Genomic DNA, 15,305 nt, shown 5'->3' with positions numbered 1-15,305 from the left:
TGCGTCACATGTAGACATTCAACAGGAGGGGCTGATATGAATGAAAACACTTATCTCTAAGCATTGGCATTTGATGCTGATTGGTTTTGTAGCCCTGAGCATGGGCGGGTTTGTCTTGTTTTATTTTCAGGGGAGCGTGTCGTCGTTTCCGGCCAGTCAACCTAAACAAGCTCAGGAAGAGCCAGACAAGACCAAATATGAGATTGTTACAGTGGGTGTAAAAGGGGACGGTTTCTATCCTAAAAATATTGAAGTGAAATCCGGCGTTCCAACCAAAATCAATTTCAAGAAAATGACATCCTTTACTTGCATTGATGAAGTGCAGTCGTTGAAGATCGGAATGGACGTTTACCTGGATCACGAAAATAATTATTTTACCGTCAAGGATTTGAAGCCAGGGGTATATGAGTATAATTGTGGCATGTACATGTACTTCGGGACGATCACGGTAAAATAAATCAAAATAGCTTTCTAGCACTTTGATGCTAGAAAGCTATTTTTTTCCTTTAATCAATCAGGTTAATTGCGACAGTCTGTATATACCATCATCCACCTGTGGTGCAATATGCATTATCCTTTATCCTTTATCCTTTATCCTTTATCCTTTATCCTTTACCTCTGATCAGCTTACATTGCTGATCTTTTGTTTTTTACAAGACTTCTCTCAGAAAAAATTTACATGAGAACGGAGCAGGCGGAATGGTGCTGGACAAGCGAAGCGGTCGCCTTTGTCCCCGGATTTCTACCTTTGGTTGCTTATTCAAGAAATCCGGGGACAACAGCGAGGGAAGCACCATCCGCATGCGTAGTGGCACGAATGTAATTTTTTTCATCCCATATATCTAATTTTGAACTGATTTTTCTCCTAATTCGTCGGGTACCCGCTTTCAAGCCAGCAAAGTATGATAATAGTATCTAGAGATGAGGAGGAGCTTGTTATGGGATCTTCAACTGAAACCGCTTCCAACAATGGTGCTGTGATTCCTGAATCCAACCGGGGAAGACCGCGCAAGGCTCGCGGACCGAAGCCTGAACGTGGTAGAAAAGGCTTGTGGGACAGTGTGAAGCAGCAAAAGTATCTTTATTTTATGTCCATTCCTTTCGTCATATGGGTGTTTGTTTTCAGCTATCTGCCGCTCTGGGGCTGGACGATGGCGTTTCAAAATTATAAGCCAGCCAAATCCTTTACGGACCAGAAATGGGTAGGGCTGAATAACTTTATTGAGTTATTTCAGGACGAACGATTTTATCTAGTATTACGTAATACACTGGCGATGAGCCTGATGGGGATTATATTTGGTTTTGTCGTACCGATCTTCTTTGCAATTCTGTTAAATGAGCTGCGTGGTATGTTGTTCAAACGGTTTGTACAGACGATATCCTACCTCCCGCATTTTGTATCCTGGGTAGTTGTGGCTGGATTGGTCACGAAAATGCTGTCCATTGACGGAGGCATTGTCAACGATATATTGGTAGCGCTTCATATTGTGGATGAGCCGATTCAGTTCATGGCAAAGGGGAGCTGGTTCTGGTACATTGTAACCGCTTCCGACATATGGAAAGAGACAGGTTGGAATACGATTATTTATTTAGCTGCAATCACCGGAATTGATCAAGAACAGTATGAAGCATCGCGCGTAGATGGAGCGAGCCGTTGGAGACAGATGTGGCATATTACACTGCCGGGTATCCGCTCGACGATTGCCGTTCTGTTCATTATGGCAATTGGACATCTGGTGAGCAATGGTTTTGAAAAGCAGTTCTTGCTTGGCAATAGTCTCGTGACGGATTATTCCGAGGTGCTGGATCTGTACGCGCTCAATTACGGGATTAATTTGGGTCGCTTCTCTTATGGGACGGCAATTGGTATTTTCAACTCGCTGGTTAGCATTCTGCTGTTGTTTACGGCGAACGGTATATTTAAAAAACTGACCAAAGAAAGCATCATGTAGGGAGGGAGAAGCGAAATGACGAATAAGGCATTTAATGCTACCCGGTCTGAGAAGCTGTTTGATCTGTTCAACTATATCCTCATGGCTCTGATCGTGGTGTTGACGCTGTACCCGTTTCTGAACGTACTTGCGATTTCCCTGAACAATTCAACGGACACGGTTCGCGGTGGTATTTATATATGGCCTCGCCAATTTACACTCGAAAATTACAAAACGATTTTCCAGTACGATGGCCTTCTTCAGGGCCTGCAAATATCTATTCTTCGTACTTTGGTCGGGACGGTACTTGGATTGATCTGCGCGTCTATGCTTGCTTTTACATTGAGTCGGGTCGAGTTTCGCGCTCGTAAGTTTATTTCTACGTTTTTGGCGTTGACGATGTATTTTTCCGGCGGGATGGTGCCCGTGTTTATTTTGATGCGGGATCTGCATCTGCTGGGTTCGTTTTGGGTGTACATTTTTCCAGGCTTAATTAGCGCATTTAACGTGTTTGTTATTCGTTCCTTTATGGACGGTTTGCCGTATGCGCTGCAGGAGTCTGCCAAACTCGATGGGGCGAATGATTTTACGATTTACTGGAGAATTATTTTGCCGCTGTGCAAACCAGTATTGGCGACGATTGCTCTTTTTCTGGCAGTAGGTCAGTGGAATGCTTGGTTTGATACGTATTTGTATAATGGTGGGGCGCCGCAATGGACGACGCTACAGTATGAGCTGATGAAGATACTGCAAAGTACGCAGCAAGGCGGCTCCAGTATGACGAATAGTAACGATATGGCTAAGCAAATGGCTCAAATTTCACCAGAGTCGATTAAAATGGCAATCACGATTACAGTTACGCTCCCCATCCTGATGGTGTATCCGTTCTTGCAAAAATATTTTGTAGGCGGTATGACGCTGGGGGCAGTGAAATCATAAAAATCGGGATACCGGTAGTGAAATAGAAGTTATTTGCAGGAGAAGTCATCATAGGAATATAGGAGGATTTATACATGAAAAAACACTGGTCCAGATTTGCACTGATTCCCTTGCTCGCGGTGTCTCTTACCGCACTCGCAGGTTGTGGAGGAAGCGATAAAGCAGCGAAGGAAGGCACGTCCAGCGGCACAGACCCGATTACGTTTAGCTTCTTCGGAGCAGATACAAGCCCGCAATGGAATGGAATGAAGGATGAAATAGGCAAGGAAATCACCAAGAAAACAGGTGTAACCTTGAATGCGGAATTTGATGTCAGCGGCGGAGGTGGAGATGACCGAATTGCTTTGATGGCAGCAAGTGGAGAATACCCGGACTTGGTTTCTCCTAAAGCAAATATTAACAAGCTTGTGGATGCGGGGGCCATGATTGATCTGACAGATCTGATCAACGATCACGCACCCAATCTCAAAAAGCTATATGGACCCTATATGGATCGTTTGAAATACAGTAATAAAGATCAATCCATCTATGTCCTTCCTACGTATGCAGGTGTGGGACAGGAGAGTTTTGACGCGACGGGCGGATTTGAAATTCAGCATAAGGTGCTCAAGGAGTTAGGTTATCCAAAGGTAAGAACGCTACAGGATTATGAAAACGTACTCAAAACCTATACAGCCAAGCACCCAACGATCAATGGCAAAAAAACGATCCCACTCACGCTGGATGCAGACGACTGGAGAATTATGATTACCGTAACGAATCCTGCCTTCCAGACGACTGGAGCGCCAGATGATGGTGAATATTTTATTGATCCCAAAACATTTGAAGCGAAGCTTCATTACAAACGTCCTGAAGAAAAGGAATATTTCCGTTGGTTGAACCACATGTACAATGAAGGGCTGCTCGATAAAGATTCGTTTGTGCAAAAAAGTGATCAATACAAATCCAAAATTGCCAGCGGCCGTGTCCTCGGTCTAATTGATCAGGAGTGGGGGTATCAGGATGCCGAAAATGCGTTAAAAGCTTCAGGCAAGGCCGATTCCAGCTACGCGCATTTTCCAGTTACACTCTCGGAGAAATACAAGGATAGCTCCTTTCAGGATACGGGCTTCGCGTCCGGTTATGGTGTAGGTATTACGGAAAATTGCAAGGACCCGGTGCGGGCTATTCAATTCCTTGATTATTTAGCTTCCGATGAAGGACAGGTGCTAGTGAACTGGGGGATCGAGGGCAAGCATTATGAGATCAAAGACGGCAAACGCGTCATTCCGGCTGATGTACTGGAGCAAAAAACGAACAATACAACCAACTTCAACAAATCCACGGGTATAGATTTGTACACGCTCATCAGTGGACACTATGGTGACGGCGTGAAGGACCCTACAGGCAACTACTATACTGCCAAATTCCCGGAACAAATTATCGCGGCTTATTCGAAGCCAGAGAAAGAATCGCTTAAAGCGTATGGCGTAAAAACGTGGAAAGATCTGTTCCCGGACAAGAAAGAATTTGATGTAAAGCCTTGGGGCGCAGCCTATAACCTGACAACAGACAATGAATCCAACTATAACGTTACATTCAAAAAAACGACAGACATTATCCGCAAACGTATACCCGAAGCTATTTTAGCACCAGCTTCCAATTTTGATACGGTATACGACAACATGATTAAAGAACTGGATGCCGCCGGAGCTGTCCAAATGGAACAGCAATACACGCAACTGGTAAAGGACAGAGTGGAGTTATGGAGCGGTAAGGCTTCTAAGTAGCAGACTGCTTTTAACGAAAATTTGAATGCCGGAATGACAGAGCGCTTGTCCTTATGGTCCATACGGGATTAGCGCTCTGTTTCATCTTGATGGGGGAGGGTTTGATGTGACGAAAGGCAAAAGGCCACAGTCCCTGCGTTTATGGTATCGCCAGCCTGCTGAGGCATGGGAGGAAGCATTGCCAGTCGGCAATGGAAGACTGGGAGCTATGGTATTTGGCGGAATCAGAGAGGAGCATTTGCAATTAAACGAGGATACGCTCTGGTCCGGGTTTCCCAGAGACGGCGTTCAGTATGATGCTTTGCGATATTTGCAACCTGTCAGAAAGCTGATTGCAGATGGAAAATACAAGGAAGCGGAACAACTGATTAATGCGAATATGCTAGGTCGCGATACGGAAGCCTATCAGCCTTTGGGAGATTTGTGGATTACGCAGGAGGGCCTAGGGGAAATTGTGCATTATGAACGGGAACTGGATTTGCTGACTGGAACGGCAGCGGTCACTTTTCAAAGTGATGGAGTCCGCTATACTCGTGAAGTTATCGCCAGTGCGCCAGATGGAATCATGATGGTGTCACTGACTGCGAATAAGCTTGGGAAGATCCATGCATCTGTGCGCATCACTTCCCCCCATCCTTGTGAAGACGAGGTTGAAGAGGATGCACATTTTGGTGATTCATCCAAATGGGATAGCGATAATGGCGATCCATCCGATGAGCCGATCAGGGACTTTATTACGTTGACTGGGCGAGCGCCCAGTCATGTGGAATCTAATTATCATGGCAATCATCCACAGTCTGTCGTTTATGAAAATGATTTGGGGATGGCTTTTGCAGTTCAGGCGAGGGTTATTCCTGAGGGAGGAACCTTGACGAAGGGTGCTGATGGAGCACTGATCATCTCGTGCGCGGATAAAATCACGGTGTATTTGGCAGCAGCTACCGGATTTCAGGGATTTCATGCTATGCCGAATAGTGATGCAACGGAATCAGCAGAAGCATGTCAAGTCATTTTAGACGAAGCAATTTCGCTGGGAAGTGAGCAGGTGTGGCAACGCCATGAACAGGATCATCGAAAGCTGTTTGACCGCGTTGCATTAGAACTGGGAGGTGATACTCTAACCGACGACTCCGTTCTACCGACCGATCTGCGATTAGAACGTTATCAGAAAGGTCAGGCCGACCTGGGGCTGGAGGTGCTGTTATTTCAGTATGGCCGCTATTTGCTCATGGGCAGTTCGCGTCCGGGGAGTCAGCCTGCCAATCTTCAGGGCATCTGGAATGACCGTGTGCAGCCGCCGTGGAACAGTAATTATACAACCAATATCAATACTCAGATGAACTATTGGCCCGCAGAGGTATGCAATCTTGCCGAGTGCCATGAACCATTGCTGCACATGATTGGAGAAGTGGCTCGTACGGGACGGAGGGTAGCCTCCATCCATTATGGTGCTCAAGGGTGGGCAGCTCATCACAATGTAGATGTGTGGAGATACGCCGGACCTTCAGGGGGCCATGCCAGTTGGGCGTTTTGGCCGCTTGGGGGTGTATGGCTAACTGCTCACCTATGGGAGCGCTATCTGTTTACCCTGGATACAGCCTATTTGGCAGAACAAGCTTATCCCCTCATGAAGGGGGCGGCAGCCTTTTGCATGGACTGGCTCGTGGAAGGCCCGGAGGGTCGGCTTGTGACATGTCCATCTACATCACCTGAAAATAAATTCAAAACGTCGGACGGCGAGGATTGCAGTATCTCTATGGGCTCCACCATGGATATGACGCTGATTCGGGAGCTGTTGGATAACTGCATTCAAGCTGCGGACCTGCTGGAATTAGACGATGAATTCCGCAACCGCTGCGAGGAGACACGGGCACGGTTAATGCCCTATCAAATCGGACGTCACGGCCAGTTACAGGAATGGTTTGTCGATTTTGAGGAAGCGGAGCCTGGGCATCGACATGTTTCGCATCTATATGGGTTATATCCCGGTCGACAAATTCACATCCGTGATACCCCGGAGCTGGCTGAGGCAGCCCGCATATCGCTGCGTCGACGGCTTGATCACGGTGGTGGTCATACCGGATGGAGCTGTGCCTGGTTGATTAACCTGTACGCTCGGCTGGAAGATGGCGACGCCGCACATCGGTATGTTCGCACCTTGCTGTCGCGATCGATCTATCCTAATTTATTCGATGCTCACCCGCCTTTTCAGATCGACGGTAATTTTGGTGCGACGGCGGGGATTGCAGAAATGCTGCTACAAAGCCGTCCGGGAGAGCTGACGTTACTGCCTGCCTTGCCAACGGCATGGTCGGAGGGACGGGTCAGTGGATTGAAGGGGCATGGCGGGATGACGGTCGGCATGGAATGGTCTGGTTCCAGGCTCGTCCGTGCTGAATTGACCGCGTCTGTCCAGACGGGAAGCTGCACGATTCGCTATTCACATCCGTTTAGCGCAGATGCTCGTCAGGCTCTGCCTGATCCTGAGCATGGAGGATTTATTTTGTCATGGATTTTTACCAAAGAGCAGGAAATAACGAACAGACATACGATTATAATTGAAAGAGAGGAAGAGACAATATGACCATTTTTCAATTTCCGCAGGACTTTATGTGGGGGACCGCGACGGCAGCCTATCAAATCGAGGGAGCTTATAAGGAGGATGGGAGAGGTTTGTCAATCTGGGATACCTTTGCCCATACGCCTGGCAAAGTATTCAACGGTGATAACGGCAATGTAGCTTGTGACAGCTATCATCGCTACGAGGAAGATATCCGCCTAATGAAGGAACTGGGCATTCGTACATACCGTTTTTCAGTGTCCTGGCCGCGTATATTTCCCAATGGTGACGGTGAAGTCAATCAAGAAGGATTGGACTATTATCATCGCGTAGTCGATTTGTTGAACGAAAATGGGATTGAACCGTTTTGTACACTGTACCATTGGGATCTGCCTCAAGCGCTTCAGGATGCTGGAGGATGGGAGAATCGTCGCACGATTCAAGCGTTTGTCCAGTTTGCAGAAACGATGTTCCGCGAGTTTCACGGTAAAATACACCATTGGCTAACATTCAATGAACCATGGTGCATCGCCTTTTTATCTAATATGCTGGGTGCTCATGCTCCGGGTCTGACAAATCTTCAGACAGCCATTGATGTAGGACATCATTTGCTAGTTGCGCATGGTCTTTCTGTGCGCCGTTTCCGCGAGCTGGGCACCAGTGGTCAGATCGGTATCGCTCCCAATGTCTCCTGGGCTGTTCCTTACAGCACATCTGAGGAAGATAAAGCCGCTTGTGCGCGCACCATTTCCCTGCACAGTGACTGGTTTCTTCAACCTATTTATCAAGGCTCGTATCCTCAGTTTTTGGTAGACTGGTTTGCGGAGCAGGGAGCCACCGTGCCTATTCAGGATGGGGATATGGATATTATCGGCGAGCCTATTGATATGATCGGTATCAATTACTATGCTATGTCAGTTAATCGTTTTAATCCTGAAGCCGGGTTTCTTCAATCTGAAGAAATCAATATGGGGCTACCTGTAACGGATATCGGTTGGCCAGTGGAGTCGCGTGGGCTGTACGAGGTACTGCATTATTTGCAAAAATACGGTAACCTCGATATTTATATCACAGAGAATGGGGCTTGCATCAATGATGATGTCGTGAATGGCAAGATTCAGGATGACCGTCGTATTTCGTATATGCAGCAGCATTTGGTGCAGGTGCACCGGGCTATTCATGACGGCCTTCATGTCAAAGGATATATGGCATGGTCACTTATGGACAATTTTGAGTGGGCAGAGGGATATAATATGAGATTTGGCATGATTCATGTCGATTTCCGCACACAGGTCCGCACCCCGAAGGAAAGTTACTATTGGTATCGAAATGTAATAAGTAATAACTGGTTGGAGACCAGACGTTAAACGATAAACGAAGAGATGTTTTGAAAATAAGGCAGATTTAGGCCTGTCTCTGCTCCCTTTTGTTTGAACACTGGGTCTTCCGGGGTAATAATAGTCAAGATATGCAGAGGGTTGTTTCAGGTATGTAGAGACCAAGGAATAAAGAAGCAAGATATGTGCATACTGACAAAAATACCGGACGAGGGCGTTGAAAATTATTTTAGACCGAAGGGAGTGGAGGGTATGGCTGCAAATTTTAGGAAATCAGGATCAACTGACGGGCAAATGAGCCGGACGGTATCTGTTATCGCTTGGATCGCCTGTATTGCAGGTATTATCCTTATTTTGCTTGATATAGGTAATTTAACTGATCGGAATATATATTTAATGACAGGTATTGGCTGCGTTGTTGCCGGGATTTTTATTTTTCTAGTTGGGAAATCATTTGTCATTGCCCGCAAGAAGGAAGACCAGGAAAACGGCCGCAGTTAATACAATTTAAAAATGATTTAAAGCAAATATATGCTGAAAACAACAATGTGGGGCTTCGAGCAGTGTAGGATGATAACTGTAAGGAGTCCCGCTTTTTTCTTTAATATAACTTCTTTAAGATACACAAATAACGTTTTTATTATGTCATCTTTGTATTAATAAGAAATTTTGAATTTGCAAGAGAAATTTTATTTTTAGAGATGTTTTTCACAAAAAACGGACAAATAATCGACAATTCTGTTAACAATAAAAAAAGTGGCCACTTTTCTGCTATCTTATATAGGGGCAACATTACAGGAGTTCGTAAAGTTTTGAGTAATTTATTATTTAAGGAGAGGGGAACAACATGAACAAAAAACCAAAAGCGATTATTGCGTTGGTTTTGACCGTGCTCACGGTAGCATTGCTCATTTGGACGTGTTTTTATGCTGGCGGAAAATACGTTGTTTTCGATCCGAAAGGACCCGTTGGGCAAGCACAAAAAGAGCTGATCATTCTTACAACGGCATTGTCTGCGCTAATAATTGTACCGGTCATGATTTTGACTTTCTTCATCATTTGGCGGTATCGTGATACACCGACAAACAAGGTGAAGTATCAACCCCACTGGGATGACAGCAAAAAGCTGGAGACCACATGGTGGGCTATTCCAATTATCGTTATCTGTATTATTGCGGTCATTACTGCAAGATATACCTACTTGCTGGAGCCTTCCAAGCCGTTGGCAAGTACGCAAAAGCCAGTAACCATTCAAGTGACTTCACTGGACTGGAAATGGCTCTTTATGTACCCAGAGGAAGGTATAGCTACAGTTAACCAAGTTCACATTCCTAAAGGTGTTCCAGTCCGTTTTGAACTGACTGCTGACGCCCCGATGAACTCGTTCTGGATTCCGCAATTGGGCGGACAAATCTACACCATGTCAGGCATGGCTATGAAACTGCATTTGCAGGCCGATCACGAAGGAACTTACTTTGGTTCGGGTGCAAACTTTAGTGGTGAGCATTTTGGACAAATGCGTTTTGATGTAGAAGTCCAGTCGGATGAAGAGTATAAAAACTGGGTCGCTGACATCAAAAAGCAGTCTAAGCCGCTGACGAAAGACGGCTATTTGGCGCTTGCAAAACCAGGTTTGTCCCAGCCTGATGAGTATTCTTCGATTCCAGATGGCTTGTTCAAAGACATTGTTAACAAGTATGTAGTGGAGGGTGCTTCTAACCCACATGCTGGACATGGTGAAGCTACATCCACAGAAGGTTCTTCTCAGTCCGGCACAGAAGATCATGCGGCAATGGACATGAGTCATATGAATATGAGCGGACACAATTAAATGATTATAGGGAAGGAGGCCCCCAATGCTTGACAAAATAAAAGAGTTTGCATCCACTTTCTTCGTTACTGGAGACCCAATGATCTATGGAGCGGACGTCTCCATCGCATTAGCGACGATCGGGATCGTGTTTGTGCTCACTTATTTCAAAAAATGGGGCTGGCTTTGGAAAAACTGGTTGACTACTGTTGACCATAAAAAAGTCGGTATTATGTATATTCTTGCGGCCATCTTGATGTTATTCCGCGGAGGCGTGGATGCATTATTGATGCGTGTTCAACTGGCTACACCGGATGTTACACTACTGCATCCTGAGCATTACAACCAGATTTTCACAACACATGGCACGATCATGATCCTGTTTATGGCGATGCCGTTGATGTTTGGTTTGTTTAACATTGCCGTACCACTTCAAATTGGTGCGCGTGACGTTGCGTTCCCTTTCCTGAACGCATTGAGCTTCTGGCTTTTCTTTATGGGAGCGATGTTGTTCAACCTGTCCTTCGTTATCGGTGGTTCGCCAGACGCAGGTTGGTTGAGTTATCCACCGCTTTCAGAACTGCAATTTAGTCCAGGCGTCGGTCAGAACTTCTATATCTGGGGTATTCAGATTTCGGGTATAGGTTCATTGGCTACGGGGATCAACTTTATTGTGACCATTATTAAAATGCGTGCACCTGGTATGACTTGGATGAAAATGCCTGTCTTTACGTGGTCCGTATTTTCGTCATGTGTTATTATCATTTTCGCATTCCCGATTCTGACGGTTACTTTGGCATTGCTGTTCCTTGACCGCTTCGGAGGAGGACACTTCTTTACGCTTGATTTCGGCGGTAACCCGATGATGTATATCAACTTAATCTGGATGTGGGGTCACCCTGAGGTATACATTGTAGTTTTGCCTGCCTTCGGTATTTATTCCGAGGTCATCAGCGTATTCTCCAAAAAGAAATTGTTTGGATACAAGTCCATGGTTTACGCCATGTTCATTATTGCGATCTTGTCCTTCTTCACCTGGGCGCATCACTTCTTCACGATGGGATCAGGCGCAGATGTTAATGCATTCTTTGCGATTTCGACGATGGTTATCGCAATACCGACAGGGGTTAAAGTATTTAACTGGCTGTTCACGATGTATCGGGGTAAGATTACATTCAAGACTCCTATGATGTGGTCAATTGCTTTTATTCCGAACTTCTTGATTGCTGGTTTGACGGGCGTCATGTTGTCTGTAGCGCCTGCTGACTTCCAGTTCCATAACAGTTACTTCCTGATCGCTCACTTTCACTCCGCTCTGATTGGTGGTGTAGTGTTCGGTTACTTGGCAGGTCTGTACTATTGGTGGCCTAAAATGTTCGGTTTCACATTGCCTGAAACGCCTGGTAAATGGGCTTTCTGGTTCTGGAACATCGGTTTCTATGTATGTTTTATTCCGCAATATTCTCTCGGTCTGATGGGTATGACGCGTCGTCTGAGCACTTACGGCTGGGATACCGGCTGGCAGCCGCTTAACCTCGTTTCGACCGTTGGGGCATTTTTGATGGGGATTGGTTTCTTGTTCCAGGTTCTTCAAATTCTTTTGGGCATCAAGAATTACCGTAAGCTGAAGGATACAACAGGCGATCCTTGGGGTGGCCATACGTTGGAATGGTCGATTCCTTCACCTGCACCGGAGTACAATTTTGCTACCATTCCACAAGTAGAAGAACGTGATGACTGGTGGGCAGAAAAAGATAAACGTGCAAAAGGTATTTTCAGAAAGCAACCGCCAATTGAAGCGATTCATATGCCGAAGAACTCGGCGATTCCATTCATTATGTCGGTATTCTTTTTCATTGCAGGTTTCGGGTTCGTATTCGGATGGTCGTTCTTCTATATTCCAGGACTGATCGGTGTGGCAATTTGTATGATTTGCCGTTCGTTCTTCTCCTATGATGGCGACTACTATATCCCTGCGGATGAAGTAAAACGCACGGAAGCGGCAATAAGGGGGTCTGTATAATGGCACAAGCTGCAGCACACCAAAGCCATGATCATGACCACGGGCATCACGATCCGCAAGAATTGAAGATGCTTGGTTTTTGGATCTTCCTCGTAACGGACGTAATCCTGTTCAGTACCTTGTTCGCAACCTTCGTCGTCCTTCGGAACAACACAGCCGGAGGACCGGGTGGCGCAGAGCTGTTTAACATGACGGGCGTTATTATTGAAACGTTCCTCTTGCTCACGAGCAGCTTCACAAGTGGTCTGGCTGTGTTGGCCATGAACAAAGGAAGCATGAAGGGATTAATTAACTGGTTAATCGTGACGGCGATCCTGGGTCTTGGTTTTATCGGTTTTGAGGTTTACGAGTTTGTTGAGTTGGTACACGAAGGAGCCAATTTTGGAACCAGTGCGTTCTTGTCGGCATTCTTCACTTTAGTCGGAACGCACGGACTTCACGTTTCGTTAGGTCTGGTTTGGATGATTGGACTCATGTTCCAGTTGAAAAAACGCGGGCTTACACCAGAGACGAAGGGGAAAGTTTCGGCATTGAGCTTGTACTGGCACTTTTTGGACGCTGTCTGGATCTTCTTGCTGACAGTCGTCTATTTGATGGGGGTGATGTAGATGGCACAGCATCAAACAGGAGCGGGTTCGCATGGTCATGATGATTCTCACGGTTCAGTGAAATCCTATGTTATCGGGTTTATTCTGTCCATCGTACTGACCATCATTCCTCTCGGTGTGGTTATGAATCATATGTTGAGCCGCACTTCGACCATGGTTGTTATTTTAGCCGCGGCAGTGCTGCAATTTCTGGTTCAGCTTTTCTTCTTCATGCACATTCGTGAGAGCAATGGACCGCGCTGGAATGTCATGACTTTGATTTTCGGGGTAGTTATCCTGTTGACTGTTGTTGGTGGTTCTGTATGGATTATGGAATACAACATGGTAGCACACTAATAAGTTGAAATTTTTGCAAAATCACTCAAGTACAAACGAATTAGGAAAGAGGAAGCGGACTTAGAGCCGCTTCTTCTTTTTTTGTGTAGCTTATTAAAATAAAAACTGTGGCTTCTTGAACTCAAGTTTACATATGTGTAAAATGGAATTGTATAACAGTAGAGTGAAAACGATAATACTAGTGGAGAGCGGAGGAAAAAGTAATGAACACAGAATTACTGTTTAAACCTTTTAAGTTAGGTAATTTATCTCTTCCCAATCGGATTGTTATGGCGCCAATGACACGGAATTTTTCTCCTCAAGGTATTCCAGGGCCTGACGTGGCTGCGTATTATCGTCGCCGTGCCGAAAATGCAGTTGGATTGATTATTACAGAGGGGACTGCTATTAATCATCCCGCAGCTGTGGAGCACACAAGCATTCCTAATTTTTATGGTGAGGGATTAAAGGGGTGGGCCAAGGTAGTTGAGGAGGTTCATGCGGTAGGTGGCAAGATTATACCGCAGCTCTGGCATGTGGGTGCGGCCCGTAAAATAGGTGCAGATAATCAACCGAATCCCGAGGCATTGCCTGTCGGTCCATCCGGTATCTCTCCCGCCGGCGAAAAGGTGGTTGAGCCATTGACGGAGGCTGAGATTGCGGATATTATTTCAGCTTATGCACAGGCCGCTGCCGATGCCCAGCGAGTGGGTTTTGACGGTATTGAGCTTCATGGAGCACATGGCTATTTAATCGATCAATTTTTCTGGGACAAAACCAATAAGCGCACCGACCAATACGGAGGCAACTTGGTCCAGCGTACTCGGTTTGCGGTGGAGGTCATTGAGGCTTGTCGTCGTGCAGTAGGACCGAATTTCCCAATTGTATTGCGATTCTCCCAGTGGAAGATGTACCATTATGAAGAAAAGCTGGCCCAAACACCACAGGAACTTGAACAGTTTCTCACTCCATTAGTGAAGGCCGGGGTGGATGTATTCCATTGCTCAAGCCGCCGTTTTTGGGAACCGGAATTTGAAGGGTCTGATCTAAACCTGGCAGCTTGGACCAAAAAGATAACAGGCAAGCCAGTGATTACTGTGGGCTCGATTGGTTTGGAGAAGGCGTTTTTGAGTGATTTGGAAAATAATAATCGTCAAACCGATCAATCCAGTAGTGTAGAGGCAAGATTAGAACAACTCGTGGGGCAAGTAGAACGAGAGGAAGCTGATCTGGTTGCGGTTGGACGTGCTTTGCTGGTTGATCCAGCGTTTGCGGTGAAGTTACGTGATCAAAAAATAAATGAAATTATTCCTTACAGTGATGAAGTATTAAAAACGTTGAATTAAGCTTTATTAAGCTCTAAGTAGTGTAAAGCTGTAGTGTTAGGCAAGCATTGAGACTTGGAAGTTTTCTGTTACAGGGCAAGCTGTAATATAAGCTATTCGTAAACTCTACGAATTTGCTATAATAGGAGCATCAAGTCGAAATACACGGGGTGAAAAGGATGAATTCTGAAACGGAAGCTTTGGATTGCGAGCCGGCTTGTCACGGTTCAGATCAGGAAATTGAGCGCATAAAATCTTCCCTTGTTGAGGATTCCATCGCATACAAAATGTCGGAGCTGTTCAAAGCACTGGGTGACCCGACACGAATCAAGCTGATTTATGCCCTGGCACAAAAAGAACTGTGTGTTCATGATCTGACCCAGGTGTTGAACATGGGACAATCTGCGGTATCCCACCAGCTTCGTTATTTGCGCAACCTGCGTATTGTCAAACGACGCAAAGAAGGCAAGACGGTGTTTTATTCACTGGATGATAATCATGTGGAGCAGATTTTTTTGCAAACCCATCAGCACATATCACATCAATAATTTTTGGGATAAAACAACAGAGGGCGCCAAGCGATTGGCGCTCTTTTGGCGTTTGTCCGTTGAAGTCGATTTTTTTGTTAAAAAAGGGCTATAGTCATTGACTTTTGACCCTGATCCTGAATATAATGGCCTTAACAAAT

The 15,305-nt window shown here is 45.7% G+C and carries 14 protein-coding genes; all 14 read left to right on the top strand.

All coding sequences use genetic code 11. The features are described from left to right. Positions 1 to 40 precede the first annotated feature (40 nt). The 14 genes from MHI21_RS21600 (at position 41) to MHI21_RS21535 (ending at position 15,165) form a co-directional block, all read left to right on the top strand. Positions 41 to 457, top strand: a complete 417-nt coding sequence (locus tag MHI21_RS21600) for a cupredoxin domain-containing protein (protein ID WP_341163095.1) — start codon at positions 41 to 43, stop codon at positions 455 to 457. Positions 458 to 679: 222 nt separating this feature from the next. After that, a complete protein-coding gene (locus MHI21_RS21595) occupies positions 680 to 823 on the top strand; it encodes a hypothetical protein (RefSeq protein WP_342418883.1) in 144 nt (47 codons plus the stop codon). 115 nt (positions 824 to 938) lie between these two features. Beyond that, a complete protein-coding gene (locus MHI21_RS21590; protein ID WP_342418882.1) occupies positions 939 to 1,952 on the top strand; it encodes a sugar ABC transporter permease in 1,014 nt (337 codons plus the stop codon). 15 nt (positions 1,953 to 1,967) lie between these two features. Beyond that, positions 1,968 to 2,870, top strand: coding sequence for a carbohydrate ABC transporter permease (locus MHI21_RS21585; protein WP_023990333.1), 903 nt, complete (start codon positions 1,968 to 1,970; stop codon positions 2,868 to 2,870). Between the two features lie 74 nt (positions 2,871 to 2,944). Then, complete coding sequence (locus tag MHI21_RS21580) at positions 2,945 to 4,639, top strand: ABC transporter substrate-binding protein (RefSeq protein ID WP_341163097.1); 1,695 nt, start codon at positions 2,945 to 2,947, stop codon at positions 4,637 to 4,639. A 106-nt stretch (positions 4,640 to 4,745) separates the two neighbouring features. Continuing rightward, positions 4,746 to 7,223, top strand: a complete 2,478-nt coding sequence (locus MHI21_RS21575) for a glycoside hydrolase N-terminal domain-containing protein (RefSeq protein WP_342418881.1) — start codon at positions 4,746 to 4,748, stop codon at positions 7,221 to 7,223. Beyond that, positions 7,220 to 8,566 carry a GH1 family beta-glucosidase gene (locus MHI21_RS21570; protein ID WP_341163099.1) on the top strand — a complete coding sequence of 449 codons (1,347 nt, stop codon included), beginning with the start codon at positions 7,220 to 7,222 and terminating at the stop codon, positions 8,564 to 8,566. Before MHI21_RS21575 ends, MHI21_RS21570 begins: the two co-directional genes overlap by 4 nt. Positions 8,567 to 8,788: 222 nt before the next feature. Beyond that, on the top strand, positions 8,789 to 9,037 hold the full coding sequence (locus MHI21_RS21565; protein ID WP_061828909.1) for a hypothetical protein: 249 nt from the start codon (positions 8,789 to 8,791) through the stop codon (positions 9,035 to 9,037). Positions 9,038 to 9,383: 346 nt separating this feature from the next. Continuing rightward, on the top strand, positions 9,384 to 10,367 hold the full coding sequence (cyoA, locus tag MHI21_RS21560) for a ubiquinol oxidase subunit II (protein WP_061828908.1): 984 nt from the start codon (positions 9,384 to 9,386) through the stop codon (positions 10,365 to 10,367). Between the two features lie 25 nt (positions 10,368 to 10,392). Beyond that, the gene (locus tag MHI21_RS21555; RefSeq protein WP_013311982.1) at positions 10,393 to 12,369 is read left to right on the top strand and encodes a cbb3-type cytochrome c oxidase subunit I; all 1,977 of its coding nucleotides are present in this window, start codon (positions 10,393 to 10,395) and stop codon (positions 12,367 to 12,369) included. After that, positions 12,369 to 12,977: a cytochrome o ubiquinol oxidase subunit III gene (gene cyoC / locus MHI21_RS21550; protein WP_023990327.1), complete on the top strand. Its 609-nt coding sequence runs from the start codon at positions 12,369 to 12,371 to the stop codon at positions 12,975 to 12,977. Before MHI21_RS21555 ends, cyoC begins: the two co-directional genes overlap by 1 nt. Continuing rightward, complete coding sequence (cyoD, locus tag MHI21_RS21545; RefSeq protein ID WP_013311980.1) at positions 12,978 to 13,313, top strand: cytochrome o ubiquinol oxidase subunit IV; 336 nt, start codon at positions 12,978 to 12,980, stop codon at positions 13,311 to 13,313. A gap of 203 nt (positions 13,314 to 13,516) precedes the next feature. After that, positions 13,517 to 14,638, top strand: a complete 1,122-nt coding sequence (locus MHI21_RS21540) for an NADH:flavin oxidoreductase (RefSeq protein ID WP_341163101.1) — start codon at positions 13,517 to 13,519, stop codon at positions 14,636 to 14,638. A 158-nt stretch (positions 14,639 to 14,796) separates the two neighbouring features. Next, positions 14,797 to 15,165: a metalloregulator ArsR/SmtB family transcription factor gene (locus MHI21_RS21535; protein WP_007432172.1), complete on the top strand. Its 369-nt coding sequence runs from the start codon at positions 14,797 to 14,799 to the stop codon at positions 15,163 to 15,165. The last annotated feature ends 140 nt before the right edge of the window (positions 15,166 to 15,305 follow it).

The sequence above is a fragment of the Paenibacillus sp. FSL H8-0168 genome, from assembly GCF_038592955.1.
GTDB classification, from domain to species: Bacteria; Bacillota; Bacilli; order Paenibacillales; family Paenibacillaceae; genus Paenibacillus; species Paenibacillus polymyxa_B.
The sequence above is the reverse complement of the archived record's forward strand: the minus strand, read 5'-3'. Positions and strand labels throughout refer to the sequence as shown.

Excerpts from the sequence above, each read along its gene's own strand:
- cyoD (WP_013311980.1), top strand. The coding sequence starts at position 12,978 with ATGGCACAGCATCAAACAGGAGCGGGTTCGCATGGTCATGATGATTCT.
- MHI21_RS21535 (WP_007432172.1), top strand. The coding sequence starts at position 14,797 with ATGAATTCTGAAACGGAAGCTTTGGATTGCGAGCCGGCTTGTCACGGT.
- cyoC (WP_023990327.1), top strand. The coding sequence starts at position 12,369 with ATGGCACAAGCTGCAGCACACCAAAGCCATGATCATGACCACGGGCAT.
- MHI21_RS21570 (WP_341163099.1), top strand. The coding sequence starts at position 7,220 with ATGACCATTTTTCAATTTCCGCAGGACTTTATGTGGGGGACCGCGACG.
- MHI21_RS21590 (WP_342418882.1), top strand. The coding sequence starts at position 939 with ATGGGATCTTCAACTGAAACCGCTTCCAACAATGGTGCTGTGATTCCT.
- MHI21_RS21580 (WP_341163097.1), top strand. The coding sequence starts at position 2,945 with ATGAAAAAACACTGGTCCAGATTTGCACTGATTCCCTTGCTCGCGGTG.
- MHI21_RS21600 (WP_341163095.1), top strand. The coding sequence starts at position 41 with ATGAAAACACTTATCTCTAAGCATTGGCATTTGATGCTGATTGGTTTT.
- MHI21_RS21585 (WP_023990333.1), top strand. The coding sequence starts at position 1,968 with ATGACGAATAAGGCATTTAATGCTACCCGGTCTGAGAAGCTGTTTGAT.
- MHI21_RS21565 (WP_061828909.1), top strand. The coding sequence starts at position 8,789 with ATGGCTGCAAATTTTAGGAAATCAGGATCAACTGACGGGCAAATGAGC.
- MHI21_RS21595 (WP_342418883.1), top strand. The coding sequence starts at position 680 with ATGAGAACGGAGCAGGCGGAATGGTGCTGGACAAGCGAAGCGGTCGCC.
- MHI21_RS21555 (WP_013311982.1), top strand. The coding sequence starts at position 10,393 with ATGCTTGACAAAATAAAAGAGTTTGCATCCACTTTCTTCGTTACTGGA.
- MHI21_RS21540 (WP_341163101.1), top strand. The coding sequence starts at position 13,517 with ATGAACACAGAATTACTGTTTAAACCTTTTAAGTTAGGTAATTTATCT.
- cyoA (WP_061828908.1), top strand. The coding sequence starts at position 9,384 with ATGAACAAAAAACCAAAAGCGATTATTGCGTTGGTTTTGACCGTGCTC.